Origin of the sequence: Janthinobacterium sp. J1-1, from assembly GCF_030944405.1 — a bacterium.
Lineage (GTDB): Bacteria > Pseudomonadota > Gammaproteobacteria > Burkholderiales > Burkholderiaceae_D > Janthinobacterium.
Window position 1 is genome coordinate 4,361,130 of record NZ_CP132339.1, and the last position, 26,089, is coordinate 4,387,218.

Annotated in this window: 21 protein-coding genes and 1 pseudogene; 10 read left to right on the plus strand and 12 right to left on the minus strand. The window is 61.1% G+C overall.

The annotated features are described in order from the left end of the window. Positions 1 to 2 precede the first annotated feature (2 nt). Positions 3 to 335 (minus strand): hypothetical protein, encoded by a 333-nt coding sequence (locus Q8L25_RS19910; RefSeq protein WP_308921026.1) that lies wholly within the window; start codon positions 333 to 335, stop codon positions 3 to 5. A gap of 125 nt (positions 336 to 460) precedes the next feature. Continuing rightward, positions 461 to 2,134, minus strand: a complete 1,674-nt coding sequence (locus Q8L25_RS19915; protein ID WP_308921027.1) for an ATP-binding protein — start codon at positions 2,132 to 2,134, stop codon at positions 461 to 463. A gap of 137 nt (positions 2,135 to 2,271) precedes the next feature. Here Q8L25_RS19915 and Q8L25_RS19920 point away from each other — a divergent pair, with 137 nt between their 5' ends. Continuing rightward, complete coding sequence (locus tag Q8L25_RS19920; RefSeq protein ID WP_308921028.1) at positions 2,272 to 4,980, plus strand: methyl-accepting chemotaxis protein; 2,709 nt, start codon at positions 2,272 to 2,274, stop codon at positions 4,978 to 4,980. A gap of 11 nt (positions 4,981 to 4,991) precedes the next feature. Here Q8L25_RS19920 and Q8L25_RS19925 read toward each other — a convergent pair whose 3' ends face one another. From Q8L25_RS19925 to Q8L25_RS19940, 4 genes are all read right to left on the minus strand, one after another. Beyond that, positions 4,992 to 7,211, minus strand: a complete 2,220-nt coding sequence (locus tag Q8L25_RS19925) for a response regulator (RefSeq protein ID WP_308921029.1) — start codon at positions 7,209 to 7,211, stop codon at positions 4,992 to 4,994. Beyond that, entirely contained in the window at positions 7,208 to 7,573 is a 366-nt protein-coding gene (locus Q8L25_RS19930; protein WP_308921030.1) for an Hpt domain-containing protein, read from the minus strand. The genes Q8L25_RS19925 and Q8L25_RS19930 overlap by 4 nt, the downstream gene beginning before the upstream one ends. Positions 7,574 to 7,618: 45 nt before the next feature. Next, positions 7,619 to 8,233, minus strand: coding sequence for a response regulator (locus Q8L25_RS19935; protein ID WP_308921031.1), 615 nt, complete (start codon positions 8,231 to 8,233; stop codon positions 7,619 to 7,621). A 147-nt stretch (positions 8,234 to 8,380) separates the two neighbouring features. After that, positions 8,381 to 9,934 carry a tetratricopeptide repeat protein gene (locus Q8L25_RS19940; RefSeq protein ID WP_374694320.1) on the minus strand — a complete coding sequence of 518 codons (1,554 nt, stop codon included), beginning with the start codon at positions 9,932 to 9,934 and terminating at the stop codon, positions 8,381 to 8,383. 356 nt (positions 9,935 to 10,290) lie between these two features. Between Q8L25_RS19940 and purL the strand changes: the two genes are divergently transcribed. Next, a complete protein-coding gene (gene purL, locus Q8L25_RS19945) occupies positions 10,291 to 14,328 on the plus strand; it encodes a phosphoribosylformylglycinamidine synthase (RefSeq protein ID WP_308921033.1) in 4,038 nt (1,345 codons plus the stop codon). Between the two features lie 117 nt (positions 14,329 to 14,445). On the opposite strand, the gene Q8L25_RS19950 is transcribed toward purL, so the two are convergent. Then, a complete protein-coding gene (locus tag Q8L25_RS19950) occupies positions 14,446 to 15,252 on the minus strand; it encodes a lipid II flippase Amj family protein (protein WP_308925765.1) in 807 nt (268 codons plus the stop codon). 85 nt (positions 15,253 to 15,337) lie between these two features. Here Q8L25_RS19950 and Q8L25_RS19955 point away from each other — a divergent pair. After that, a pseudogene (locus Q8L25_RS19955) lies at positions 15,338 to 15,920 on the plus strand (phosphoribosylformylglycinamidine synthase subunit PurQ); the annotation flags it as partial. 269 nt (positions 15,921 to 16,189) lie between these two features. After that, positions 16,190 to 17,077, plus strand: coding sequence for a DUF4747 family protein (locus Q8L25_RS19960; protein WP_308921034.1), 888 nt, complete (start codon positions 16,190 to 16,192; stop codon positions 17,075 to 17,077). Between the two features lie 130 nt (positions 17,078 to 17,207). Here the strand turns inward: Q8L25_RS19960 and Q8L25_RS19965 are convergent. Beyond that, a protein-coding gene (locus tag Q8L25_RS19965; RefSeq protein WP_308920467.1) for an IS3 family transposase occupies positions 17,208 to 18,760 on the minus strand; the annotation gives its coding sequence in 2 pieces (ribosomal slippage) (positions 17,208 to 18,295 and positions 18,295 to 18,760; 1,554 coding nt in all). A gap of 156 nt (positions 18,761 to 18,916) precedes the next feature. Here Q8L25_RS19965 and Q8L25_RS19970 point away from each other — a divergent pair. Continuing rightward, positions 18,917 to 19,351 (plus strand): hypothetical protein, encoded by a 435-nt coding sequence (locus Q8L25_RS19970; protein WP_308921035.1) that lies wholly within the window; start codon positions 18,917 to 18,919, stop codon positions 19,349 to 19,351. A 214-nt stretch (positions 19,352 to 19,565) separates the two neighbouring features. Next, on the plus strand, positions 19,566 to 20,021 hold the full coding sequence (locus tag Q8L25_RS19975; RefSeq protein ID WP_308921036.1) for a tellurite resistance TerB family protein: 456 nt from the start codon (positions 19,566 to 19,568) through the stop codon (positions 20,019 to 20,021). Between the two features lie 31 nt (positions 20,022 to 20,052). Here the strand turns inward: Q8L25_RS19975 and Q8L25_RS19980 are convergent, their stop codons facing one another. Both Q8L25_RS19980 and Q8L25_RS19985 read right to left on the minus strand, forming a co-directional pair. Further along, positions 20,053 to 20,223 carry a hypothetical protein gene (locus Q8L25_RS19980; protein ID WP_308921037.1) on the minus strand — a complete coding sequence of 57 codons (171 nt, stop codon included), beginning with the start codon at positions 20,221 to 20,223 and terminating at the stop codon, positions 20,053 to 20,055. A 76-nt stretch (positions 20,224 to 20,299) separates the two neighbouring features. Further along, positions 20,300 to 21,040 carry a hypothetical protein gene (locus Q8L25_RS19985; RefSeq protein ID WP_308921038.1) on the minus strand — a complete coding sequence of 247 codons (741 nt, stop codon included), beginning with the start codon at positions 21,038 to 21,040 and terminating at the stop codon, positions 20,300 to 20,302. Positions 21,041 to 21,354: 314 nt separating this feature from the next. Here Q8L25_RS19985 and Q8L25_RS19990 point away from each other — a divergent pair, with 314 nt between their 5' ends. Genes Q8L25_RS19990 through Q8L25_RS20000 form a run of 3 tightly spaced genes read left to right on the plus strand, consistent with a single transcriptional unit; the run spans position 21,355 to position 23,653 of the window. Continuing rightward, positions 21,355 to 21,735 (plus strand): transposase, encoded by a 381-nt coding sequence (locus tag Q8L25_RS19990; RefSeq protein WP_308921039.1) that lies wholly within the window; start codon positions 21,355 to 21,357, stop codon positions 21,733 to 21,735. Beyond that, positions 21,732 to 22,079: an IS66 family insertion sequence element accessory protein TnpB gene (gene tnpB / locus Q8L25_RS19995; protein ID WP_070346880.1), complete on the plus strand. Its 348-nt coding sequence runs from the start codon at positions 21,732 to 21,734 to the stop codon at positions 22,077 to 22,079. Before Q8L25_RS19990 ends, tnpB begins: the two co-directional genes overlap by 4 nt. A gap of 29 nt (positions 22,080 to 22,108) precedes the next feature. After that, entirely contained in the window at positions 22,109 to 23,653 is a 1,545-nt protein-coding gene (locus Q8L25_RS20000) for an IS66 family transposase (RefSeq protein ID WP_308921040.1), read from the plus strand. Positions 23,654 to 23,892: 239 nt separating this feature from the next. On the opposite strand, the gene Q8L25_RS20005 is transcribed toward Q8L25_RS20000, so the two are convergent. Together Q8L25_RS20005 and Q8L25_RS20010 are read right to left on the minus strand one after the other, a co-directional pair. Beyond that, positions 23,893 to 24,357, minus strand: a complete 465-nt coding sequence (locus Q8L25_RS20005) for a hypothetical protein (protein WP_308921041.1) — start codon at positions 24,355 to 24,357, stop codon at positions 23,893 to 23,895. A 178-nt stretch (positions 24,358 to 24,535) separates the two neighbouring features. Then, on the minus strand, positions 24,536 to 25,216 hold the full coding sequence (locus tag Q8L25_RS20010) for a LuxR C-terminal-related transcriptional regulator (protein WP_308921042.1): 681 nt from the start codon (positions 25,214 to 25,216) through the stop codon (positions 24,536 to 24,538). Positions 25,217 to 25,395: 179 nt separating this feature from the next. On the opposite strand from Q8L25_RS20010, the gene Q8L25_RS20015 reads away from it, so the two are divergent. Continuing rightward, entirely contained in the window at positions 25,396 to 26,079 is a 684-nt protein-coding gene (locus Q8L25_RS20015) for a VWA domain-containing protein (protein WP_308921043.1), read from the plus strand. Positions 26,080 to 26,089: the final 10 nt, after the last annotated feature.

The window sequence follows — 26,089 nt, forward strand, 5'->3', positions numbered from 1 at the left end:
GATCAGGCGTGTCTGGCCCAGTTCCGGCTTGGAGGCAAGAAACGCCGACAGGACCTGCGGCAGCTGCGCGCTGTTCCTGGCCGAGGCACCGCCTCGGCCAGGAACAGCGCGTCGCGCCGCAGCTGTTCGATGTCGGCGGCCATGCCGGCGGAGCGCAGCTTGACCGAGGCGGCCATGCGCGACTGGTGCGACGCCAGTAGCTGACCGCGCTCGCGCTGGCCGGCCAGGTACGCGAGCAGTATCGTGCTCAGCACGAGCAGCGCCAGGCACGACGCCACCAGGATCGCCGTGCGGCGGGTGCTGGCGGCCGGAGGGTGGGCAATGGAAGTGGACATGAAGGCGCGCCTGGTTGATGGATAAATTATTGCCGGTAACGTATGTTTCCACAAATAAACAATATAATCAACAAATATAACGATTTAAATGAATATGTGGTTTTTTTACGCGACACTGCCGTGTGTCAATCCGCTTCGGCTTGCCGGTATCCCGCCGCACCGGGAAGCCGCAGGGAAAAGGTGGAGCCGTGGCCGGGGGCGGAGTCCAGCCTGAGCGCGCCGCCCATCAGCGCCGCCAGGTGCGAGGCGATCGACAGCCCCAGGCCGGCGCCTGCGCGGGCGCGGTTCGGCGCGTCGTCGGCCTGGGAGAACTTGTCGAAAATCCCTGCCTGCAGCGCCGGCGCGATGCCGGGGCCACTGTCGGCTACCTCGAAGGTCCAGCCTTGGGCATCGGCGGCCACCCGCAGCGTGACATGGCCGGCGCGGGTGCAGCCGACCGCATTGTCGAGCAGGATGTCGAGCACGCGCACCAGCTTGGCGCGGTCGGCATGCAGCGGCGGCAGGCCCTCGCGCAGTTCCAGTTCCAGCGCCAGGCCCTTGCTCCTGGCCTGCGCGCGATGCGGCGCCAGCGCCTGTTCCAGCATCGGTGCCAGCGCCACCGCGGCGCTGGCCACGCGCAGCTGGCCCGATTCGAGCGCGCTCAGCTCGAGCACCGCCTCGATCATGGTCAGCAGCCGGCGGCCGCTGTCGCGCACCGCCTGCGCGAATTCCACATGCAGCGGCTGCTGCAGTTCGTCGAGCAGCAGCTCCGAAAACCCCATGATGCCGTTCAAGGGGGTGCGCAGTTCATGCGACATGTTCGACAGAAAGCGGGACTTGGCCTGGTTGGCGGCGATGGCGCGCTTGCGGCTGGCGATCAGGCGGCCGACCAGCACAAGCAGCGCGCCGCAAAACAGCATGATGGCGGCCGTGCTGACGCCAGCGAGCAGCAGCGACTGGTTGCGCCGCGAGACATACTCGGCCAGCACCGCATCGCTGTCCAGCCCGACAAGCATGTACAGCGGATAGCCGGCCAGCTTTTCAAAAGCGTAGTAGCGCAGCACGCCGTCGACCGGGCTGCGTTCGATGAAGGTGCCGCGGTCGCGCCCCTGCATCTGCGCGAACAGGGCGCTGGCGCCGAGATACTGGCCGACCGAATCGATGCCGCCGACACGCCGCGCGCGCACCACGCCGTCGGTGCCGATCATGGTGATCGAGCTGCGCTCGCCCAGGTCGACCTCGTCGTACAGGCGGGTGAAATAATAAGGGTCCATCGACACCACCACCACGCCCTTGAAGGCGCCATCGGCATCGTTGATGCGGCGCGTCATCTGGATCGACCATTTTTTCGAGACCCGCCCCAGCACCGGCTTGCTGATAAAGAGCCCGCCGGTATCGCGTTGCATGTGCACCCGGATATGTTCGCGGTCGCTCAGGTTGGTCGGCTTGAATGGCTGGCTCGACAGCACGGTGTCGCCATGCGCATCGACGATGGTAAACAGATTGTAGAGATTGCCCGGGTTCAGGCCGTTCCTCAAGTCCTCGCGGATATCGAGCGCGCGCCCCATCGCGTTGTAGCGGTAGCGCAGGTAAGTGACGGCCTGGTCGGCCGCTTCGATCGTGCGCACCGCGTGTTCGTCGAACACGCGCGCCATGCTGCGCGCATCGCGCTGCGCGTCGGCAATGGCGCCGGCCCGCGCCTCGCGCAGCTGCCACCAGGTGGCAGTCCAGATGCCGGCCGTCAGCAGTACCACGAACACGCACAGCAGCGCGCGCGCATCGATGCGTTCCCAAGCCCGGCCCTTGCTGTCAGCAGACATGGCGACTCCTGATATGTCAGTGTGTAAAACACGAGTATAACCACTAAACAAATAAAAGAAATAAATTAAATCCAATAAATAATTCAATTTATTCGTTATAATTGACAAAAAATGACATGATATTTCTTGGGGGGAATATGAAGGTACTGCTGGTGGACGATGATCAGATGAATCTGAGCCTGTTCTCGCACATGTTGAAGAAAGTGCCCGACGTGAAGGCCGTGGCCATGAGCGAGCCCCTGCAGGCGCTGGCCTGGTGCGGCGCGAACCGGCCGGACCTGGTGCTGGTCGACTACATGATGCCCGTGATGGACGGGCTGCAATTTCTCGCCGCGCTGCAGGCCGCTTTCCCCGCCGATCCGGTCGCCGTGATCATGATCACGGCCGCCAGCGACAGGGAGGTGCGCCACCGCGCGCTGCAGATGGGCGCCAATGATTTCCTGACCAAGCCGGTCGACAATATCGAATTTCAGGCGCGCGTGGGCAACCTGCTTGCGCTGCGCTCGGCCCAGCGCGAGCTGAAAGAACGCGCCGAGACGCTCGAAGAGGCGGTGGCCCAGGCCACGCGCACCATCGCGGCCGGTGAGCTCGAAGCGATCCATCGCCTGTCGCGCATGGCCGAGTACCGCGATCCGGAGACCGGCAGCCATCTGCTGCGCATGGCCTGCTATGCCCGGCTGCTGGCGGCCAGCCTGGGGCTGGACCTGCGTGAGCAGGAACTGATCTATGCGGCCGCGCCGATGCACGATATCGGCAAGATCGGCATTCCCGACCATATCCTGCTCAAGCCGGGCCCGTTGGATGGCGCCGAGATGGCCGTCATGCGCACGCATTCGCAGATCGGCGCCACCATCCTGCACGGCAGCGCCTCGCCGCTGCTGCGGGCGGCCGAGCTGATCGCGCTGCATCACCACGAACGCTATGACGGCAGCGGCTATCCGTTTGGGCTGGCCGGCCGGAATATCGCCCTGTATGGGCGTATCGTCGCCGTGGCCGATGTGTTCGACGCGCTCACCTCGGAGCGCCCCTACAAGCCGGCCTGGGACTGCGAACGTGCTTTTTCCTATTTGCAAGAGGGTGCTGGCAGCCATTTCGACCCGGCCTGTGTGGAGGCGTTCCTGCGCCAGCGCGAGGCGGTGCTGGCCATCCATGACATGTACCGCGACAGCTTGCCTTGCTTACCGCGGCCGGGTTTTTATCTTATTTATCAAGGAGGTATCATGAAATGGTTTGAGAATATGAAAATCGCCGGAAAACTGGCCCTGTCGTTCGGCGTCGTGCTGCTGCTGGCGGCGGCGATGGGCGCGTTTGCCCTGCTGTCGATGTCGCGCATGGACGATGCGTCCGATGAACTGTCGAAGAACTGGCTGCCCAGCGTCGAGGCGGCGATGCAGATGCGCATCGAACTGGGCGAGGCGCGGCGCTGGGAACTGGCCCACCTGCTCAGTACCGACGCTGCCAGGATGAGCGACTACGAGGCGCGCGATGCGCGCACGCTCGATGCGCTCAGGAAGGTCCAGGCGCGCTATGCGACGCTGGTCTCGAGTCCGCAGGAAGACGCGCTGTACAAGTCCATCGTGTCGCTGTCGGCGCAGTTCATCGAGGAGCATGGGCGCATCATCGCTCTGTCGCGCGCCATGAAAAAGGACGAGGGGCGCGCGCTGACGCTGGCCAAATCGGCGGCGCTGATGGTGCAGCTGAGCGAGCGCATCAATGAGCTGGTGGCGCTCAACGTGGCCGGCGGCGAAAAGGCTGGCGTCACCGCCAACGATACCTACCTGCAGGTGCGCCTGTGGACTGGCGTGCTGCTGGCGGTCTCGCTGGCATTGGGCGTGACGGTGGCGATCATCCTGGCGCGCGGCGTGGCCGGCCCGCTGGCGCAGGCGGTCGGCGTGGCGCGGCGGGTCGCCGCCGGCGACCTGGGCGCGCGCATCGACGTGCGTTCGAACGACGAGAGCGGACAACTGATGCAGGCCCTGCGCGACATGAACGCCAGCCTGCACTCCCTGGTGGGGCAGGTGCGCGGCGGCAGCGACGCGATCGCCACCACCTCGGCGCAGATCGCGGCCGGCAACCAGGACCTGTCCTCGCGCACCGAGCAGCAGGCCGGCTCGCTCGAGGAAACCGCCTCGTCGATGGAGGAGCTGACGGCCACCGTGCGCCAGAACGCGGACAATGCGCGCCAGGCCGATACGCTGGCCAAGGCGGCGTCGGAACTGGCCGTGCGTGGCGGGGCGGTGGTGCGCGAAGTGGTCGGCACCATGGCGGCGATCAATGCCTCGTCGCGCCAGATCGCCGAGATCATCTCGGTGATCGACGGCATCGCTTTCCAGACCAATATCCTGGCGCTCAACGCCGCCGTCGAAGCGGCGCGCGCCGGCGAGCAGGGCCGCGGCTTCGCGGTGGTGGACACCGAGGTGCGCAACCTGGCGCACCGTTCGGCGGTTGCGGCGAAAGACATCAAGCAGCTGATCGATACCTCGGTGGGGCAGGTTGCCGCCGGCTCGACGCAGGTGCAGCAGGCCGGTACGGCGATGGATGACATCGTTGGCGGCATCACCCGCGTCACCGACATCATGGGCGAGATCAGTGCGGCCAGCCGCGAACAGACGCTGGGCATCGAGCAGATCAATGAAGCCGTGGCGCAGATGGACCAGGTGACGCAGCAGAACGCGGCGCTGGTGGAGCAGGCGGCGGCCGCCGCCGAGTCGATGCAGGAGCAGGCGCGTTCGCTGAGCGAGCTGGTTGGCACGTTCCGCCTGGAACCGCAGGACGCCGGGGTGCCCGTCCATGCCGCGCGGCCCGCGCCGCGCGCCGCCGGGCGCGCGCTGCTGGCCGCGGCCTGAAGTTCGTATTTCTAGAGGCGCGCCAGCCAGCGGTTGACGACCGCGTTGAGCTGGGCCGCGCTGAACGGCTTGGACAGGTAATCGTCCATGCCGGCCTGTTCGCATTGCAGGCGGTCGTCGTCGGTGGCGCCGGCCGTGAGGGCCACTACCGGGGTGCGCGGCAGCGCCAGGCGCGCCTCTTTCTCGCGCAGCGCGCGGCAAGCCTGGTAGCCGTCCATGACCGGCATCATGCAGTCCATCAGTACGACGTCATAGCGCTCGCGCGCCAGCGCGGCCAGCGCCAGTTCGCCGTTTTCCGCGATATCGATCCGGTGGCCGTGCCGGCGCAATTGCAGCGAGACCAGCTGGCGGTTCATGTCGGTATCGTCGACCAGCAGGATGCGTGCCGGCGCATCGGCCTGTGCGGGGGGCGATAAAAGTGGGCGGGCCGGCGCCGCGAGCGCATCGGCATCGGGCATGGCGTCTGGCGCCAGCACGCTGACGCAGACGATGCGAAAGGTGAAGCGCGCGCCAGCGCCGGGCATGCTGCTGCAATCGATGGTGCCGCCCATCAGTCCGACCAGGTGTTTGCAGATGGACAGTCCCAGCCCGGTGCCGCCGTACACGCCGCTGATGCCCTGGTCGCCTTGTGAAAACGGCAGGAACAGGCGCTCGCGCTGTTGCGGCGTGATGCCGATGCCGCTGTCCTGCACCGCGAAGTCGAGGCAGGGCCGGCCGTCTTCCAGCGCCGGCGCCAACGATACCGTCACCTGGCCGGCGGCGGTGAACTTGACGGCGTTGCTGACCAGGTTGCCCAGCACCTGGGCAATGCGCGCGCGGTCGGAACAGGACAGCGGCGCCAGCGCCGGGTCGATCTCGGCGCGAATCACGACACCCTTCCTGGCCGCCTGCGCCTGGTGCAGCGCGATCACGTCGGCGACCAGTGCGCGCGGATTGAACCAGTTCGCTTCGATCGCCATCTGGCCTGCCTCGACCTTGGACAGGTCGAGAATATCGTTCAGGATATGCATCAGGTCGTCCACCCCGGCGCTGACATGGCCCGCGTACTTGCGCTGGTCCTCGTCGAGCCGTGTCTCGAGCAGCAGTTCGGCCATGCCGGCGATACCGCTCATCGGCGTGCGTATCTCATGGCTCATCAGGGCCAGGAAGCGCGACTTGGCGGCATTGGCCTCTTCGGCCGCCGCCTTCAGCGCCAGCGCCAGCGCCGTGTCCCGCTCCTGCCGGCGCAGCAGCGACGCCATCAGCCACAGCACCACCGACAGCGCGGCCAGGTTCAGCAGCGCCGCGCCGCCCATCGCGCGCAGCATGCGCCGCCAGTCGGCCAGGAAGACCTTTTCGGTGACGGTCACGTTGACCACCAGAGGATAGCCCCGCACCAGCCGCGCCGCGCCCAGGCGGTGCACGGGCTTGCCGCCTTCTGCGGCGCGCGGGGAGCTGGTCTCCAGCACGCCGTGCCCCGCGCCCTGGTCGATGATGCGGCGCGTGGTGCCGCCCAGGTTCTGGCGGCCCATCTGCTGCGGCGCCTCGGGCCACCGCGCCAGCAGCGTGTAGTCGCTACGGTACAGTGAAAAGGCGGCGGCCTCGCCGATGCTGGTGCGCCGGAAAAAATCACTGAAGAAATCGCAGGAGAGGCCGACCAGCACCACGCCGAGGAATTGCCCCTGTGCGCCGTCGATGCGCCGGCTCAGGTAAAACGTCCATTTGCCGTTGACCTTGTTCTGCACCGGCGCGCTGACATACGGTGCGGCGCCGGGGTGGTCGCGGTGATAGGCAAAGTAGTCGCGCTCGGCCAGGGTGATGGCCGGCGTGGGGTAGGCGCGCGTAAAGGCGATCAGCGCGCCGTCGGCGCCGATGATGCTGGCGACGTCGATCTGCGGCACGCCGCCGATCTTGTGGCGCAGCATCTGGTGTGCTTGCAGGGTGGCAAAGGTGGTGCGCAGGGGCGATGCGCCCGCCGGCGTGCCGTCGGCCACTTCCCTGGCCACGCTGTCGAGCACCAGGCTGGCCGCCGTCATGCTCTGCGAGGTATTTTCAGCCAGCAGCAGCGACAGATTGCCCAGGTCCTGGCGCCAGTCGTCGATGGCTTCCTTTCGCAAGATCCAGGCCGAGGCCACGCTGCGCAGGGCCAGCGCGCTGATCAGCACGGCGCCGATCAGCATCAGCGTGGTGCGCGGGCGATAGCGGCCGGCCAGGCGATGCAGCAGCGGGCGGACGCCGCCCTCCAACCTCATCGGACAGCGCCGCCATGGCCGGCGATGCTGTGCCGCACTTCCTCGCATGTCAGCGCGAACAGTTGCGCCACGCGCTGCAGCGCGGCTGCGCCGGGCAGCTCACCGCGGCGCGCCTGCCGTTCCAGTTCGGCCAGCAGCGTGCTGATCTCGTGTGCGCCCAGCAGCACGGTGGTGCCGCGCAGCGTGTGGCAGGCATGGACGACGGGCGCCAGCGCCCCGGCGCCGCAGGCCTGGTCCAGGCGCGCCAGCAGGGCCGGGGCCGTATCGAGAAAAGTCAGGGACAGGCTGTGGAACAGTTCCTGGTCGCCGCCGGTGGCTGCCAGCAGCACCAGCGGGTCGATCATCCGGTAGAGTTTGCTCATGGCGCGCTTTGCGGAAAAAGGGGCGGCGAAAGAGTGAAAGGGCGTTCAGCTGTTGCCTGATGCGCGCCGGGCATGGTCTGCGCAGCAGGCGCGCAAATAGCCGCGCAGCTCGTCATAATTGACCGGTTTGGAAAAGAACACGACCCCGGGCGGTACGCCGCCGCGTTCGGCCAGGTCTTCCGTCGACAGGCTCGACAGCATGGCGATATGCATGTCGGCCAGTTGCGGATCGGCCATGATCGTGCGGATCACTTCGTAGCCATCCATGCCTTCCATGACAATGTCGGCCAGCAGGATGTCGGGCTTGTGGCGCGCGATCTCGATCAGCGCCTGGTAGCCGTTCTCGCAGAAGCGCAGGTCGGCCCGCAGGGCCCAGGAACTGATCTGCTTGTCATACAGGGCACGCTGCAGCGGAATGTCTTCGATCACCAGGATGGACACCGGCGTTCCTTCGGCCGGGCGCATGCGCCCGGCGCGCGTTTCCTGGCCGGTGGCGCCGCCCTTGTAGGCCTGCACGGCCGCCAGGGGAATGCGGCGGTGGCCACCCTTGGTTTTCCAGGCTTCGATCACGCCCGCCTCAACCAGTTGTTGCACCGAGGTAACCGAAATACCGAGGATTTCGGCGGCTCTTTGGGTGGTGCAGACTTCAGCGCTTTGCATGGACGGAGAGAAAATGGCGATTTAAAACCCCATCATACAGATATGCAATAAGAAAATCAAATTCAACAAATAATGCAATTTAATGGAAGGTGCGGAGGCGACACCTGGTCCGCCGGCGTGACACCAGCTTGCGCGGCGCGGGCATGGTCAGGTCGCGATACCGTACTTGTGCTGCGTCGCCACGTATTGCTGCCTCAGCGATTCGAGCTTCGGATGCTTGGGATCGATCTTGCGGATCACCTGCAATTGCTCCTGCAGCTGTTCCGCCAGCACCGGTTCCCAGCCCAGCATGTTCAGCTGGCGCAGGATCGCTTCCACCGAGGCGAACAGCACCGGCATATTGCCCGGCGTGCGGCGCAGGGCCTGGCGCAGCATGAAGACGGCGCCCTTGAACTCGCCGCTTTCGGTCTTGCCGGCGGCGTCTTCCAGCAGTTCCTGCACCTGGTTCTTGATCTGCTGGCCCAGGCCCTTGGCCAGGTCGTGGCGGCCGGCCTTTTCAAACACGTCCACCGCCTGTTCCATGCTGACGTCGCTGTCGGCTTCGTTGACCATCTTCATCATGACTTCCGAGGCGGCGTCGTCGAGATTGTTTTTTAGACAGCTTTGCACCAGGCCCACCTTCAGCTGGGTCGACAGGCCCTGCGCCATGTTGGCGGCGTTGGCGGCCTGCTGCAGTTCACTGGCGGCGCCCAGGTCGTTGCCGGCCAGTTCATGCAGCATGGCGGCCGAGATGGCGCGGCAGGCCTCGACATTGGCGCCGCCGCGCAGCGAGCGTTCCATGTCGCGCAGCACGCCGCTGGCCTGCGGGCCATCGCCCTTTTTCACCAACGTTTTCACCAGGTTGACATGGTCTTCCGGGTCGCGGAATTCCGAATATTTGGCCTTGATCACCACCTGCTTGTAGGCCCGTTCGGCCGCGCCGATATCGCCCGACTCGAACGCCATGCCGCCCAGGCGGCGCAGGCGGCGCACCACGTGCGGGGAGATCGTCACCGCGTCCTCGAGGATTTTCTTGGCCTGCAGCGGCTGGCCCATCGCCTCGTGGTTTTGCGCCAGCAGGTCGTAGGCGGCCATGAAGCGGGGGTTCTGCTCGACCAGCACGCCCAGCGCCGCTTCCACTTCCTCGTGGCGCTGCTGCGCGAACAGGGTGCGCGCCAGGCCCAGGTGGACCCAGGCCATGGGCCGCGTGGCCAGCATGTCGGCATAGATCTGCTCCGCCTCTTTCCACTCGCCCAGCGACAGCTGCAGCTCGGCGCGCAGGCGCACGAAATCCGCAGCCAGGCGCGGATGCTTCGCTTCGGCCGCCAGGCAGGCCTTGACGGCGCCATGCAGGTCGCCCTTGTCCATCAGCTGGTAGGCGGGCAGGAAGAGGGCGCGCCGTTCGATGGCGCGCGCGATGCGCCCGCTCAGCACATCGACCGTAAACGGCTTCAATATGTAGTCGGACGGCGTCAGTTCGGCCGCGCTGACCACCTTGCTGTGGACGGCCTCGGAGGTCAGCATGATGAAGATGGTCCAGGGCTTGACCAACTGGTGGTGGCGCAGGTCTTCCAGCAGTTGCTGGCCGTCCTGGCCGTCCGAGCCACTACCAAGATCGTATTCACACAGGATGATATCGAAGGATTTATTGGTCAGCAGGCGGATCGCGGTGCCGGAATTGACCGCGTATTCGACCTTGCTGATGGCCGCCTGGTTCAGCATATTATGCAAATTGCCGCGCATGCTGGGGTTGGGGTCGACAATGAGGACAGATAAGTTGCTATTTTCTGGCATCGTTCAGCTCTCGTTGATCCGTCCGGCCGTCAGGGGCCGACTGCAGACAGGTGGTCGTGGCAACAGCGTTTTTATCAGCATACTGCAAAGCTGCGCACCGTGACCATTAACATAGCGTGTATCGGAACGCGCTGCGCGCCAGCACTGCATGCCAGCCAATTTCGGCTAAAAAGAGGGGGTAAAAACGGGTATAATGCGCGCAAAGGAAATTTGCCACACCATGATCTTGTCTTGTCATACCTACCTTTAACCCGCAGCCACGCTGCATCAACCACCTTCCAACCATGTTGATACTGCCGGGTTCCAATGCCCTGTCCGCTTTCCGTAGCACCCGTTTGCTCACCCAACTGCAAGCCGTTTCGCCTGCCATCGTTGCGGTGCAAGCACGCTATGTCCATTTCATCGATGCCAGCGCGCCCCTGTCGGAAGACGACAGCACGCGCCTGGGCGCCTTGCTGACCTATGGCGAGCCGGCCCAGCCTGACAATACCGATGGCGCGTCCGAAGAGTTCTTCGTCATTCCCCGTTTCGGCACCATCTCGCCGTGGGCCTCGAAAGCCACCGATATCGCCCACAACTGCGGCATGGCGCACATCAAGCGCGTCGAGCGCGGCGTCGCCTTCCGCATCAACCTGAAATCGGGCATCCTGGGCAGCGCCATCGGCGCCGGCAAGCTGGCCGCCGAACAGGTGCAGGCTGTAGCCGACCTGCTGCACGACCGCATGACCGAATCGGTGCTGCGCAGCGCCGACCAGGCGCAGGACCTGTTCCGCACCCTGGAAGCGCGCCCTCTGGAGTCGATCGACTTGCTGGGGCAGGGCAAGGCCGCGCTGGAAACGGCCAACGTGGAGCTGGGCCTGGCCATGTCGGAAGACGAGATCGACTACCTGGACGCCGCGTTTACGAAAGCCGGCCGCAATCCGACCGACGTCGAACTGATGATGTTCGCGCAGGCGAACAGTGAACACTGCCGCCACAAGATCTTCAACGCCGACTGGACCATCGACGGCGTGGCGCAGCCCAAGTCCCTGTTCGGCATGATCAAGAACACGCATGAACTGCAGCCGAAGGGCACCGTGGTTGCCTACAGCGACAATTCGTCCATCATGGAAGGCGCCACCGTCTCGCGTTTCTACCCGCGCGGCGCAGGCCACGAATATGCGGCATCAAGCGAACTGACCCACACCCTGATGAAGGTCGAGACGCACAACCACCCGACCGCGATCTCTCCATTCCCTGGCGCCTCGACCGGCGCGGGCGGCGAGATCCGCGACGAAGGTGCGACCGGCCGCGGCGCCAAGCCGAAGGCCGGCCTGACCGGTTTTACCGTGTCGAACCTGTCGCTGCCGGGCGCCGTGCGCAGCTGGGAAACCGCCGCTTCCGTGACGGCGCCGCTGTCCGGCCGTGAAGAAGCTGCGCAGTACGGCAAGCCGGAACGCATCGCATCGCCGCTGCAGATCATGATCGAGGGACCATTGGGCGGCGCCGCGTTCTCGAACGAATTTGGCCGTCCGGTGCTGGGTGGTTATTTCCGCACCTACGAGCAGAACGTGGGTAGTGACAAAGACGCCGTGTTCGGCTACCACAAGCCGATCATGATTGCCGGCGGCATCGGCAATATCTCGGCGCAGCACACGCATAAAAACGATATCCCGGTCGGCAGCCTGCTGGTGCAACTGGGCGGCCCCGGCATGCGCATCGGCATGGGCGGCAGCGCCGCCTCGTCGATGACCACCGGCAGCAACACGGCCGACCTGGACTTCGATTCGGTCCAGCGCGGCAACCCGGAAATGGAACGCCGCGCCCAGGAAGTGATCAACGCCTGCTGGCAGATGGGTCCCGACAATCCGATCATCTCGATCCACGACGTGGGTGCGGGCGGCTTGTCGAACGCCTTCCCGGAAATCACCAACGACGCCAAGCGCGGCGCGATTTTCGACCTTCGCAAAGTGCCGCTGGAAGAGTCGGGCATGGCGCCGAAGGAAATCTGGAGCAATGAATCGCAGGAACGCTATGTGCTGGCGATCGCGCCGGAAAGCCTGCCACTGTTCAAAGCCATGTGCGAACGCGAACGCTGCCTGTTCGCCGCCGTCGGCGTGGCCACCGAAGAGCGTCAACTCAAATTGATCGACACGGAACTGGGCAACGAGCCGGTCGACATGCCGATGGACGTTTTGCTGGGCAAACCGCCGAAGATGCAGCGCGACGTGGTCCACGTGGCCAACGACTTCCCTGCCATCGATCTGACCGGCATGGACCTGGTCGACGTGGCGCAAAAAGTGCTGCTGCTGCCAACCGTGGCCGACAAATCCTTCCTGATTACCATCGGCGACCGCAGCGTGGGCGGCATGACCGTGCGCGACCAGATGGTGGGACCATGGCAGGTGCCGGTGGCCGATTGCGCCGTCACCACCATGAGCTTCGAGGGTTATCTGGGCGAAGCGATGGCGATGGGCGAGCGCACGCCGCTGGCCGTGATCGACGCCGCAGCCTCGGGCCGCATGGCCGTTGGCGAAGCCGTCACCAATATAGCGGCCGCCGCGATTGCCGACATCTCCGACATCAAATTGTCCGCCAACTGGATGGCCGCCTGCGGCCAGCCTGGCCAGGACGCGGCCCTGTACGACACCGTGAAAGCGGTCGGCATGGAACTGTGCCCGGCGCTGGGCATCAGCATCCCGGTCGGCAAGGATTCGCTGTCGATGCGCACCACCTGGAAAGACGAAGACAATGGCGCGGCGAAATCCGTGACCTCGCCGGTGTCGCTGATCGTGTCCTCGTTCGCGCCGGTCACGGACGTGCGCAAATCGCTCACGCCGCAACTGAAAACCGACGCGGGCGACACCTCGCTGATCCTGATCGACCTGGGCCGCGGCAAGAACCGCCTGGGCGCTTCGGCACTGGCGCAAGTCATGGGCCAGCTGGGCAACGCCACGCCGGACGTCGACAGCGCGGAAGACCTGAAAGGCTTCTTCACCGCCATCCAGCAACTCAATAGCGACGGCAAGCTGCTGGCCTACCATGACCGTTCCGACGGCGGCCTGTACGCCACCCTGGCGGAAATGGCCTTTGCGGGCCATACCGGCATGTCGGTGAATCTGGACATGCTGACCATGGAAGGCGAGCATTCCAGCGACTGGGGCGACGCCAAGAACTGGACCGGCCAGGTGGCCGAGCGCCGCAACGAGCTGACCCTGCGTGCCTTGTTCAGCGAAGAGCTGGGCGCCGTGATCCAGGTGCGCGCTGAAGAAAAATCCATCGTCATGGACGTGCTGCGCACCTTCAACCTGGGCGCCTGCAGCCATATCATCGGCAAACTGAACGACCGCGACGTGGTCGAATTCACGCGCGATGCCAAGCTGATCTACACACAGCCGCGTGCCGAATTGCACCGCCTGTGGAGCGAAACCAGCTGGCGCATCGCCCGCCTGCGCGACAACCCTGCCTGCGCCGACGCCGAATACGACCGCCTGCTGGACCTGCAAGACCCGGGCATGACGCCTGTCGTCACGTTCGACCAGAACGAGAATATCGCCGCCCCGTTTATCGCCACCGGCGTGCGCCCGCGCGTTGCCATCCTGCGCGAGCAGGGCGTCAACTCGCATATCGAAACGGCCTACGTGATGCACCAGGCAGGCTTTACCGCCATCGACGTGCACATGAGCGACCTGATCGCCGGCCGCGTGAAACTGGACGACTTCCAGGGCGTGATTGCGGTGGGCGGCTTCTCGTACGGCGACGTGCTGGGCGCCGGCGAAGGCTGGGCAAAAACCATCCTGTTCAACGCCAGCCTGGCCGACCAGTTCGCGCGCTTCTTCGCCCGCACCGACAGCTTCGGCCTCGGTATCTGCAACGGCTGCCAGATGATGAGCAACCTGAAATCCATCATCCCCGGCGCCCACGCCTGGCCGAAGTTCACGCGTAATAAATCGGAGAAATTCGAAGGCCGTTTCGCCATGGTCGAAGTGATGGACTCCCCATCGATCTTCTTCAACGGCATGACCGGCACGCAAGCAGGCATCGCCATCGCCCACGGCGAAGGCTGCGCCGACTTCTCGCAAACCGGCGACATCACCCAGGTCCACAAAGCCATGCGCTTTGTCGACAACAAGGGCGCCGCCACCGAAGGCTACCCGTACAACCCGAACGGCTCGCCGGAAGGCATTACCTCGGTCACCACGCCGGATGGCCGTTTTACCGTGCTGATGCCGCATGCGGAGCGGGTGTTCCGGAGCGTTCAACAGTCGTATCATCCTGAGGCTTGGGGTGAGGATTCGCCGTGGATGCGCATGTTCAGGAATGCACGGAAGTTTGTGGGGTAATCTGGCCCTGATAGCGCGGCGCTTTGAGATTGAAGCGCCGCTGTTGGGGTAGGAATGAGAAAGCCGCTGTCGGGAGATAGCGGCTTTTTTCGCCTTATTTACGGAGAAAATGGAAGGCTATAAAAACTTGGCGACTTCAACAATGATGATTGCCGACGGCACCAGCAAGAACTGCGCAATCACCGTTCCCGCCAATCTGCTCCCTACCAGCCACACCACCGCCCGCCTGAATTGCGATTCCTCGATCTTCCCTTCGATAACATCATCCGTCATGCCCGACATATGCGGGTCGATAAACACTGCCATCATGACGGTGGCGCCACCGTTGATAATCGACGACAAAGTGCTGGACGTGACGCGCACGCTGGGATCGAGCACGCCCGCGTACAGGGCCGCGAACACGCCCACCGTCCACAGCGCCGTGGCGATCACGTTCATGGCGGTCATGGAGACGGATACCCCCGAGTCTTTGCGTAAACCTGTCACGTTGGCGGGCTTGGGCAGGCTGGCGGACGTCCTGACGTAAGACAGGCCACCCTTGAAGACACCGTGCAGTATCAGTTTCGGTACCGAGCGGTGCACTTGGAAATGTTCGACGGCGCGGCAGAAGACGCGCTGGAAGGTGGGGATCAGGATGGCACCGATAATCGTGGCCAGACTGGCGGAGAGCAGCAGCCAGCGGAAATCCACGAGCAGGGCGTCGGCCGTGATCTGGTGATCGATACCGGTTTCGACGCGTTTGGCAAGGAAAGGGCCCAAGAAGGAATTCGAGGTGCGCGAGACCAGCATCAGGATGCTGAACAAGGCCAGTGACACCGCGATGCGCCGCGTGCGGATGCCGGCGATGCGCACTGAATACGCGAGCGTGCCAATAATATGGATGATAAATGTCAGGGCGCAAATCAACAGCAGCTGCTTGTCCATCACTTCCTTGTCGTATATAAAAATGTAGCGCCATGCTGCCATGAAGTTACCTGTTTTTCAACTATAAAGAGCGCAACCTTATTGCGATTGCCAGAGGGTGATCGCCGTTGGCGGCATCTCGTACGGCGACGTGCTGAACGCCGGCGAAGGCTGGGCAAAAACGAATCTGTTCAATGCGAGCCCGGCCGACCAGTTCGCGCGCTTCTTCGCGCGCACCGACAGCTTCTGCCTGAGCATCTGCAACGGCTGCCAGATGATGAGCAACCTGCAATCCATCATCTCCGGCACCCACGCCTGGCCGAAGTTCACGCCCAATAAATCGGAGAAATTCGAAGGCCGCTTTGCCATGGTCGAAGTGATGGACTCCCCATCGATCTTCTTCAACGGCATGACCGGCACCCAGGCTGGCATCGCCATCGCCCACGGCAAAGGCTACGCCGACTTCTCGCAAACAGGCGACATCACTCAGGTCCACAAAGCCATGCGCTTTGTCGACAACAAGGGAGCCGCCACCGAAGGCTATCCGTACAACCCGAACGGCTCGCCGGAAGGCAATTACCTCGATGACCACGCCGGATGGCTGCTTTACTGTCTTGATGCCATATGCGGAGCGGGTGTTCCGTTCGGTACAGCAGTCTTATCATCCTGATGCATCGGGTGAGGACTAGCCTTGGATGAGGATGTTCAGGAACGCGCGGAAGTTTGTGGGGTAAGTTACCCAAAAAGGGGTATTTATAAAATCAGGAACTTTTCTGTCTTGCCACAGGAAAGTCATTTTTTGACAATTTCTTTAAGAAAATTGACGAATTTTTTTATGGTCGGTTCAAAACTTTGGAAATCGCAACCCATGGAAAAATTAACATATTTCACAATAAAAATATTTATCTTTTTCATAAAATGTGGGAAAATATATTTTTAATTTTTTTGAAGGGGAAAAATGAAGACTATATCCATAGGTGTGCTGAATATTGTGTTGCCTCCACCTCACAGCCCCGAGACGTATATAGCGCTATGGCGTGCCGCATTCAAGAAACGTAAGCCTGTTATGATAAGGGGAGATGTTGGAGGAATGATCGGCTCGCTTAAGCGAGAGTCAGAATTTGAGTGGATTTCGGGTGACTTATACAAATTTCTTAATATTGATAACAATGGAAAATGGTTGGATTTAAGTACTACTGAGCCAGCGGCAGCTGAAGATGTAGCTCAGAATGTTTCAATTCCACCACACTATCGGCCAAATTTGCGAAGTTTGCCCTATATCTTTGTTCCAGAGAAGCATAGATTGCTTTTTATCTCACGACTTGATCAATCTAATAATTTGTCACCTAGTATGGCAAAAAATTTAGTCGAGAGACTGTTAAATTCAGCAGAGCTTCAGAAGGTTTATGGCGAAGTTACAGTTACAATTGAACCCGCTTATGATAGTTTGGATAGAATTTTTGAACTTCAGCAAATCAGAAGTTTGAAAATTGAAGTGAGTCCTCCTAACGCGTTAGGGGATGTTGAGAGAGAACTTTTTGATTGGTTGGATGAGCAAAATGCGACAAATTTCAAACAAGAGTTAGAATCAAATAGTGCAGATGGTTTGCAGCCAACCGAGAAAGTGAAAGAAATCGCAGAAGTTGCAAAATCTAATGGTTTTGTTGAAGGTAGAGGGAAAAATGAAGATGGTAGAGTTGTTACATTATCAACAAAAGATCATCCATTTGAGGAAAGACTAATTTTTGATCAGAAAATTCAAAATCTTTTAGATGCTTTTGTAGAGGCTGTTCCGAGTATCTTAGGGAAAATTTTGAATAAAGTTAGGAGAAGAAGAAAGGGATGACATGTCTAAAATTCCAAACGAGCAAAAGAGAAAAGAAATTCGCATTATAGTTCAATATAAGGATTTTTTTGATATTTTAAGTCGTTACTGGGCTGCTCACGGTAGTTGTCAACAAAGATGTCGCGTCAAGTCATGCAGCTTTTCTTAATTCCTCTGGCGGTTTCCGCTCCGGATTCAGCCAGACCTCATCGTTCAATTCCCAATCCCGCGTAGTCCCGGTCCAGCGCTCTGGATGACGTTGCTTGGCGGCCTCGTAGACCTGCTTGCGGTGCTTGAGGATCGCTCCGTCCCGGCCATCATGGCGTTGCGCAGGCGTCACGAATTTCAGGCCGCTGTGCTTGTGCTGATGGTTGTACCACTGCACAAATGACAGCGTCCATTGCCGCGCCTTTTCGATACTTTCAAACGGCTTGCTCGGATAGTTCGGCCGGTATTTGCAGGTCCGGAACAGCGACTCGGCGTAGGCATTGTCGTTGCTCACACGGGGCCTGCTGAACGACGGCATGATCCCCAGCTTTTCCAACGTCGCCAACATTGTGGAGCCTTTCATCGAGCTGCCATTGTCCGAGTGCAGCACCACCTCACGCCCGGCCAGTCCCTCTGCCAGACTGGCTTTGCGCATCAGCAGCGAGGCCATTTCCGCCGACTCGGCGATGTTCACTTCATGCCCGACGATCTTGCGGCTGTAGACGTCAAGAACCATGTACCAGTAAAAATATAAACCCCGCACACCGGTCGGCAACCAGGTAATGTCCCACGCCCACAAGCGGTTCGGTTCGATTGCGCAGTGGCTCGTGACGACCCTTGTGCTGGGCTTCTTCGCCCGACCGCGGTGATGCTGCTGCTTCTCTTCTTTCAAGATCCGGTAGACGGTCGATTCTGATGCCAGATACTCGCCCCGGTCAGCCAAGGTCGGCACGATCTGGCTAGGCGGACTGCTGGCAAATTCAGGGCTGTTGGCAACCGTCAGAATCTGCTGGCGTTCCTCTTCGCTCAGCTTGTTGGCCGGCGCCCTGCGGCGGCTGCCTTTGCGCCCGTCGGCCTGGCTGCCATCACTGTCGAGCATCCAGCGCTGATAGGTTCGAAGGCTGATCTCCAGCGCACCACATGCCTGCGCACGCCGACACCCGCCGTCAACGGCTTCTTCAACCAATATCATCACCTGCTGGCGATCTGGGGTGCCGATCAATCGTCCTCGGGCTCCCCCCAGATCGCCTGTGCTTTTTTTCTGAGAATGATCAGCGCCGCTGCCTCTGCCAGTGCCTTCTCTTTGCGCTGCAAATCCTTCTTCAATTGCTTGATTTCTTTGCGGTCGCTTTTGCCTTGCTCGCGCAGTTCCCGGTTGCGCTCGGCCGGCGCTTCATTGGCCTGCTGGCAAGCCTCGCGCCAGTCGGCAACCTGTTCGACGAACAAGCCTTTGCCCCGACAGTATTGAGCCAGTTCGGCCTCGTTCATGCGTGCCGTTTCCAGCACCACCCCAAACTTATCTGCCGACGACCACACGACGGCATTCTTTCCATTTCCCGGCACCGGCACTCCCTGAGACTGTAGATTTCGTCGCCAAGTATAAAGTGTCTGTTCCGAGATGCCATTCTCCTTCGCCAGGGCCGACACCGGCCTGTTCTCCGGCGGCATCATCTGCCGAAGAATGGCTTCCTTGCGTTCTGCTGGATACTGATTCACTGTACGTCTTTGCTCCGCCCCCGGATGGATTAAAGTGATTCAAGTGACGCGACATCTATCCTGACATAGGGGGCTCATGGGAAGTGGTCAGATATTATATATTCCCCTTATTTTCATATAGCTGTTTTTATAAGTGCTATAAGTTCAAATTATTGGTTGAGTCATAATTGGTATGAGCCTGCTTTAGCTTCGTTGCCAACCCTCCTTGGCTTTGGGGTTTCCGGCTACGCGATATGGATTGGCTGGGGTAACGATAAAATGAGAGATGCCTTAATTAAGCTTAACTCTCCTGGAGCCGATTCTGCATATATACGTGTAAGTGCTATTTTTGCCCATTTTGGACTTGTTCAAGTTACTGCACTTATATTAGCAATTATATGTCAAGCATTAAATTATAGTCCATCTCAAAATAGTATTTTGGCTATGGGGTTAAATTTTGTGGGATTGTCGAAAGATTTTTTTCATTTTTTTAAACCTGTTGGAGATGCATTCGGTTATTTCTTTTTTGTTTATTCTATAATGTCTATATTGGAAGCTACTTTGGCTCTTTTTCGATTGGCTACATGGTTTCAGCGACTTGGAAGAACTTAATTTTAGAAGATGTTAACGATATCTGTAGGATTTAATTTTCTCTTTCTGAATTTTATGAGAGATGTTTGTAATGTGGATGAAATTGATTAAGTGTTTTTATTGGTTCAAGTTTAGCGTGTGTTGTATTTGACTTGTATTTCAACCACGCGCCCCCAGCTAGGTTCTGGTGGTAGTGTTCATCGCTGCTCAATCCCAACCAACCCGGAGATCCCCCATGAGTTTCGATTCCTTTCTGTCCAAACTGAAGACCAAGGCAAGTGAACTGAAGACCGAAGCGCTGAAGTACAAGAACAAGGATTTCCTGAACGCCGCGATGGCGGGCTCGGCCCTGATCGCGATGGCGGACGGCAGTGTCAGTGCGGAAGAGAAGCAGAAGATGGTGAAATTTATCGAGAGCAATGATGCGCTGTCGGTATTTACCACCACCGATGTGATCAAGGCCTTCCAGGACTTTGTCAGCCAACTGGAGTTCGACAAGGATATCGGCGAGGCCAAGGCTTACCAGGCGCTGGGCAAGATGAAGTCGAACGTGGAAGCGTCGCGGCTGCTGGTGCGCATGATTATTGCCGTCGCTTCATCGGATGGCAACTTCGACGCCAATGAGCATCGCGTGGCCAGCAAGATTGCCAAGGAACTCAATCTGAATCCGGCCGAGTTCGAACTGCAGTAAGGAGTGTGCTGGCGTCCGCCGCCAGCAGCTTCTACGCCAGCCGCTGCAGATTGTCGAACACCAGTTTCTGAAGCGGTTTGTCGTGCTGGTCGCAACGGGCGCGCAGCATGGCCAGTTCGACACTTTGTTTGTCGGCAAACGGATCCTTGAGTACCTGTGTGTGCCAGGCATAGTCGAGCCAGCCGGTGCTGGTCTCCTGCATTTTTTTGCCTCCTGGTATGCGTCGGGGTGCCAGGTAGCCTGTGCCTGGCGGTGGCGCGGCTGCGTACTGTAGCAGCTCAGGTTAATGTTGCCGTAGTGGCGATAGCCATTATGACTAATGGCCAGTGGATATGTCTTCTGATCGGATCTGATTCCTGCCAAGCCCCTCTAGTCAGGGACATCGCAAAAATTGTGATTGACTTTTTTATCAGATTTGCCAGCATAATGCCCGGTACGGCAATCAAGGCTACGCAAATGCTTGCGCCTAGCAGCAGCAAAGTAAATTTCGCATCGATGTTGTCAGCCAGATGCTCATTGCCAACTAGCCCTAGAAATACTGGTTCCCAGGGCAGCTGTAGCACGGCGGATAACAGGAAAAACAGGGCCGGCCAGATGGCGTTGACCAAGTTTCCTTTCCAGCCTTTGCCTGAAGGTTGTATCAGTAACGCTGAGGTGAACAGGAACAGGCAGTAGATGATCACGGCGTTGGCTATATGCCGTTGCTGTCTTGCAATTGCATATGTGAAAAAGAAGGCAAAGATGCAGCTGACTCCGATACCAATGATTTCCTCGGGAGGACGTGGCAGATGCTGGTTTTTTGTTTCTGACGAGGTCCAGCGGTGCTTGCTCATGACGGCGTATACGTGCGAACAAAAGCTGAGGAAAGACAGGTAAAACGCGATTCTGCACAGGATGCCGATATAGCCATCAAGTCGATGAAAATGCTGCAAGTTCAATAATCCCGACATCACTTCCAGGATGCTGCTGATAGCCAGGACGCTCCCTGATATGGATAAAACGATAAATGATTTTTGCATGCTGTCGACTCCCGCTCGTTGGGACCATCATTGCAGGTCCAACGGCTATGGAAGCATGTTCGCTTTGTCGTCGTCGTGTTCAACTTCAAGCTTGCCGTTGAGCTTGCGCATCGCAGGTTCAATTTCAACTGGCATGTAGCATTTCAAGTGGATCCCTCAGTCAAGACACTTTGCCGACTAATTTAAGCTGTACCCGTTTCGATTGCTTCAGCTGCTCGGCGGTAAGCGTCGTCCCACCGCCGTCTACCCTTGAGCATCGCACGATGCCATGATTGAATTTGGGACACAAATTGGTTGTGTCCACAAATTTATTTATGGACACAATCATTCAACCAGTTGCAATTAGGGCGAAACGCGGGCCGTATCGCCGTCACAGCGATGAATTCAAGCGTGCCGCTGTCGCACGTACGCAGGTCGATGGCGCCTCTGTCTCGCTGATCGCCCGCGAACTCAAGATCAACACCAATCAGTTGTTCAGTTGGCGCAAGCGTTTCGGTGACCAGGCGCTTGCCGGCGGCAATGCGCCAAGCCAGCTGGTGGCCGTCACAGTGCTCGACACCTTGCCCGCAAGTGCACCGGTCGCCAGCGTCCCGCCCGGCGTGATCGTGCTCAGCGTGGGCCAGGCCCAGCTGCGTCTGGAAGGCCAGGTCGACGCGACCACGCTGACGCTGTTGCTGGCGCGGCTACTGCCATGATCGGTTTGCCAGCAGGCACGAAGATATGGCTGGCCGCCGGCGTCACCGACATGCGTGCAGGCATGAACGGGCTGGCCGTCAAGGTGCAGGCGGCGCTGGCCGAAGACCCGTTCAGCGGCCACGTGTTCGTGTTTCGGGGGCGGCGCGGCGACATGCTCAAGGTGCTATGGTGGAGTGGTGATGGCCTGTGCCTGCTGTCCAAGCGGCTTGAGCGCGGGCGCTTCGTCTGGCCGCAGGCCGCCGACGGCAGTGTCGCCCTGACGCAGGCACAGCTGTCGATGCTGCTCGAGGGCATAGACTGGCGTCGGCCAGAGCGTACCTGGCGCCCGACAGCGGCCTTGTAAACGTCACGAACCTCGCGTAAACTCGGCCCATGCTCAACCCTGCCGACCTGCCCAACGACATCGATGCCCTGAAGGCATTGCTGTGGGCACGCGAGGTCGAAGTGGCGGGTTTGAAAGCGCAGTTGAATACCCGCGCCGCCGAGATCGAGCATCTGAAACTGCAGATCGCCAAGCTGCGGCGCATGCAGTTTGGCCGCAAGTCCGAAAAACTCGACCACCAGATCGAACAACTGGAGTTGCAGCTTGAAGACTTGCAGGCCGACGACGCCGAGGCCGAACGGGAGATGCCGGCAGCGGACCAGGCGCCGCGCAAACGGGCGGCACGCAAGCCTTTGCCCGAGCATCTGCCGCGTGATGAACAGCGCTACCTGCCTCCCGATGAAGCCTGCCCGTCCTGCGGCGGCAAGCTGCATCAACTGGGCGAGGACGTGGCCGAGCAACTCGAGTTCGTGCCGGCCAGCTTCCGCGTGATCCGTCACGTGCGCCCGAAACTGGCCTGCGGCGGCTGCGACGCCATCGTGCAGGCGCCGGCGCCAAGCCGGCCGATCGCCCGCGGTATCGCCGGTCCGGGCCTGCTGGCGCATGTGCTGGTGGCCAAGTTCGCGGATCACCTGCCGTTGTACCGGCAGTCGGTGATCTACGCACGCGAGGGTGTCGAGCTGGACCGGGCCCTGCTGGCCAGCTGGGTCGGCGCTGCCAGTGCGCTGCTGCGCCCGCTGGTCGAAGCGATCCGTCAACACGTACTGGCTGGCACCAAACTGCATGCCGATGACACGCCGGTACCAGTGCTCGCGCCTGGCAACGGCAAAACCAAAACCGGGCGGCTGTGGACTTACGTGCGTGATGATCGGCCAGCTGGCGACAACACGCCGCCGGCGGTGTGGTTCGCCTACTCGCCTGATCGTAAAGGCATCCATCCGCAAAGCCACCTGGCCCAGTTCAAGGGCGTGTTGCAAGCCGATGCCTACGCCGGCTTCAACGCGCTGTACGACAACGGCGATATCCACGAGGCAGCCTGCTGGGCGCACGCGCGGCGCAAGTTCCACGACCTGCATGCCGCACGGCCATCGCCGCTGACCACCGAAGCGCTGCGGCGCATCGCCGAGCTGTATCTGATCGAAGCCGAAATCCGTGGCAAACCGCCGGACCAGCGCAAGTCAGTGCGGCAGACAGAAGCATGCCCCTTGCTCGATGACCTGGAGCGCTGGCTGCGCACGTCTCTGGAAAAGCTGTCCCGCAAGTCGGACACGGCAGCGGCCATCCTGTATGCCCTGAACCTGTGGCCGGCCCTGACGCGCTACTGCGACAACGGCGCCATCGAGATCGATAACTCGGCAGCCGAACGGGCATTGCGCGGTATCGCCATCGGCCGGCGCAACTACCTGTTCGCCGGCGCCGACAGCGGTGGCGAACGGGCGGCCGCGATCTACTCGCTGATCGGCACCGCCAAGCTCAATGGTATCGACCCCGAAGCCTGGCTGCGCCATGTGCTGGCCAACATCGCCGATCATCCGGTCAACCGGGTTGACGCCTTCCTGCCCTGGAACTGCACCGCGCAGCTCCCTTCAGCCTAAACAACACGCCGCTTCCCAGCGGTGTGAGGCCATCATCTAGCAAATCAACACCCAGTTCAAGACGGCGCTGGCTTTACGCTTACGCTCGGCGTTGACCCACTCGTAAGGAAAATTGACACCTAGCCGCCTCCAGTCGGGTGGATAGGGCAGGTCTATAGCAAGGGATAAGGCAGACTGAGCTAGCCCGGATTTGATGGAGGGTCACCAATTTGAGAAAATAGTGACCTCCAAAGGAATCCTCAACGCCCGGCAAACACCGTCGACGCGATTCTTTCCTGCGTCACGCCTCCACCGGCCAGGTTTTGCGCCGGCACCACCATCACCAGTTCGCCGCCCACGCTGCCGTCATCGTGGTGGTCGATGCGCACTTTCAGCTTGCGGTCGAGGGCCACAAAGGCATTGCGGCTGCTGGCGATGATGCGGTGTTCTTCCTGCTTGCCGATGCGGGCGTACATTGCCGCACCTTCGCGGCGCAATTCCAGCGTGTCGCCGTTGGACAAGTCGTAGCCGCCGGCAAATTGCTTGAATTCGTCGCGCCACATGCGATACGGCCTGGCCGGCAGGTCGATCGACAGGTTATGGGCTGGCACGGCCACGCGCTGGCTTTCCGGGATGGGCTCGCTCTGGTCCTGGCTTTGGCTCTGGGCCTGGGCGGTGCCGGCAAGCGCGAGGGCGAGGGTGGCGCTGAGTAAAACGGATTTCATGATGAACTCTCCATTGGTATTTTTTGACAGGCCGCAGGCATGTGCGGTTTGAACGGACTGGCCTCGATGATGTGACTTGCAAGCAAGACAAGATGCGGGGGCTGGAAGGCAGTCTAGGCAAGGGCGTGGGCGTGCGCATCCTCCATACGGTGGAGATGTGGCAAAAAAGACAGTTTTCTCAGTGCGGCGTGGCGCCAGGATGGGGCAGGCTGGCAACGCATTGGTGGATCAGCGCCATCAATTCGCCCTGGCGCCGGGTGCCGGTCTTGCCGTAGACATGATGCAGATGGGTCTTGACGGTGCTGGCAGTGACGCCGCAATGACTGGCGATGTCGCCGATGGCGTGGCCGCGCGCCAGCGCCTGGCAGATATGCGCCTCGCTGGGCGTCAAGGCAAACAGCTGTTGCAGCGCCGGCGCGCAGGTGGTGCAGGCGTCGGGGTCGTGGGCCAGCAGCAGGGCGCAGCGTACGCGCGCCTGCGGGCCGGCTGCAGCCTGGAACGGGGCGACGGTCAGGGTCAGGGGCGCGGCATTGGCGCGCGGCAGTCGCAGCGACTGGCAGGCTGAACAATGCGGCCCGGCCTGGGCGATCACGGCCCGTACCGTGTTGCACAGCTGCGGCGCCACTTGCCAGCGCAGGCCGGCCGTGGGCGGCGGATGCGGGCAGGCGGCGGCCGATGGGCTGAACAGCCTGAGCGCTGCCGCGTTGGCATGCAGCACGTTCAACTGCGCGTCAAGCAGCACCACCGCCACGCCCAGCACGTCCAGCACTTGCGCGCTGTAGTGCTCCACCGCCGCGCCGCCGGCCGGGTAGCGGCGGTATTGCAGCGCCCGCTGTAGATGGGGCAGCAAGGTTTTCATGATTGAAAGCAAGCGTTCCGGCGAGAGGCCGGTCAAAACAGCATAGTCGCCGCGTCAAATCGATGTCAAGCTGGGCATGTTGCCGGTCAATACCGGGCGCGTGGCAAATGCGCGCGAGCAAAGTGTATCCATAGGGTAAGCTTCGTCTGTAAGCTATTTCGCAACTCTATCAAAAATACATGACGCCAATAATGATTCCCGATGTCGCCCTGGTCGACAATACCGAACAACGCACGCCGCTGGTGCTGGTGCTGGACTGCTCCGGCAGCATGGCGGGCGAGCCGATCGACTTCCTGAACCAGGGCCTGGCGCTGCTGGAACAGGAGCTGAAATCGGACGTGATCGCGGCCAAGCGCGTGCGTATCCTGGTGATCCAGTATGGCGAGCACGATGAAGCGATGGTCGCGCGCAACTGGTGCGACGCGATGGACTTCACGGCGCCGCGCCTTGAAGCGAACGGCACCACGCCGACCGGCGCGGCCGTCGAGCTGGCACTGGCCGAGATCGAGCAGGAAAAGCTGCGTTTCCGCCAGGCCGGCGTGGCCTACACCCGGCCCTGGCTGTTTCTGATGTCGGACGGCGAGCCGACCGACCGCTGGCAGCGCGGCGCCGAACAGGCGCGTTCCGCCGAGCAGGCCAACAAGGTGGCGATCTTTCCGATTGCGGTGGGCGAGGGCGCCAATCTCGACATGCTGGGACAGTTTTCCAGCCGTGGCGAACGCGGTGTCAAGCAACTGAAAGGCTTGCAGTTCCGCGAACTGTTCCTGTGGCTGAGCGCCAGCATGCAGGTGGTGTCGCAGTCGCGCCCGGGCGCGCAGGCGCAGCTGGCCTCGACCGATGGCTGGTCGGTGGTGCCGACCTGAGATGGCGGCA

Coding starts and splice junctions, on each gene's coding strand:
- Q8L25_RS19910 (WP_308921026.1), bottom strand. CDS start 335: ATGTCCACTTCCATTGCCCACCCTCCGGCCGCCAGCACCCGCCGCACG.
- Q8L25_RS19915 (WP_308921027.1), bottom strand. CDS start 2,134: ATGTCTGCTGACAGCAAGGGCCGGGCTTGGGAACGCATCGATGCGCGC.
- Q8L25_RS19920 (WP_308921028.1), top strand. CDS start 2,272: ATGAAGGTACTGCTGGTGGACGATGATCAGATGAATCTGAGCCTGTTC.
- Q8L25_RS19925 (WP_308921029.1), bottom strand. CDS start 7,211: ATGAGGTTGGAGGGCGGCGTCCGCCCGCTGCTGCATCGCCTGGCCGGC.
- Q8L25_RS19930 (WP_308921030.1), bottom strand. CDS start 7,573: ATGAGCAAACTCTACCGGATGATCGACCCGCTGGTGCTGCTGGCAGCC.
- Q8L25_RS19935 (WP_308921031.1), bottom strand. CDS start 8,233: ATGCAAAGCGCTGAAGTCTGCACCACCCAAAGAGCCGCCGAAATCCTC.
- Q8L25_RS19940 (WP_374694320.1), bottom strand. CDS start 9,934: ATGCTGAACCAGGCGGCCATCAGCAAGGTCGAATACGCGGTCAATTCC.
- purL (WP_308921033.1), top strand. CDS start 10,291: ATGTTGATACTGCCGGGTTCCAATGCCCTGTCCGCTTTCCGTAGCACC.
- Q8L25_RS19950 (WP_308925765.1), bottom strand. CDS start 15,252: ATGGACAAGCAGCTGCTGTTGATTTGCGCCCTGACATTTATCATCCAT.
- Q8L25_RS19960 (WP_308921034.1), top strand. CDS start 16,190: ATGAAGACTATATCCATAGGTGTGCTGAATATTGTGTTGCCTCCACCT.
- Q8L25_RS19975 (WP_308921036.1), top strand. CDS start 19,566: ATGAGTTTCGATTCCTTTCTGTCCAAACTGAAGACCAAGGCAAGTGAA.
- Q8L25_RS19980 (WP_308921037.1), bottom strand. CDS start 20,223: ATGCAGGAGACCAGCACCGGCTGGCTCGACTATGCCTGGCACACACAG.
- Q8L25_RS19985 (WP_308921038.1), bottom strand. CDS start 21,040: ATGCAAAAATCATTTATCGTTTTATCCATATCAGGGAGCGTCCTGGCT.
- Q8L25_RS19990 (WP_308921039.1), top strand. CDS start 21,355: ATGGACACAATCATTCAACCAGTTGCAATTAGGGCGAAACGCGGGCCG.
- tnpB (WP_070346880.1), top strand. CDS start 21,732: ATGATCGGTTTGCCAGCAGGCACGAAGATATGGCTGGCCGCCGGCGTC.
- Q8L25_RS20000 (WP_308921040.1), top strand. CDS start 22,109: ATGCTCAACCCTGCCGACCTGCCCAACGACATCGATGCCCTGAAGGCA.
- Q8L25_RS20005 (WP_308921041.1), bottom strand. CDS start 24,357: ATGAAATCCGTTTTACTCAGCGCCACCCTCGCCCTCGCGCTTGCCGGC.
- Q8L25_RS20010 (WP_308921042.1), bottom strand. CDS start 25,216: ATGAAAACCTTGCTGCCCCATCTACAGCGGGCGCTGCAATACCGCCGC.
- Q8L25_RS20015 (WP_308921043.1), top strand. CDS start 25,396: ATGACGCCAATAATGATTCCCGATGTCGCCCTGGTCGACAATACCGAA.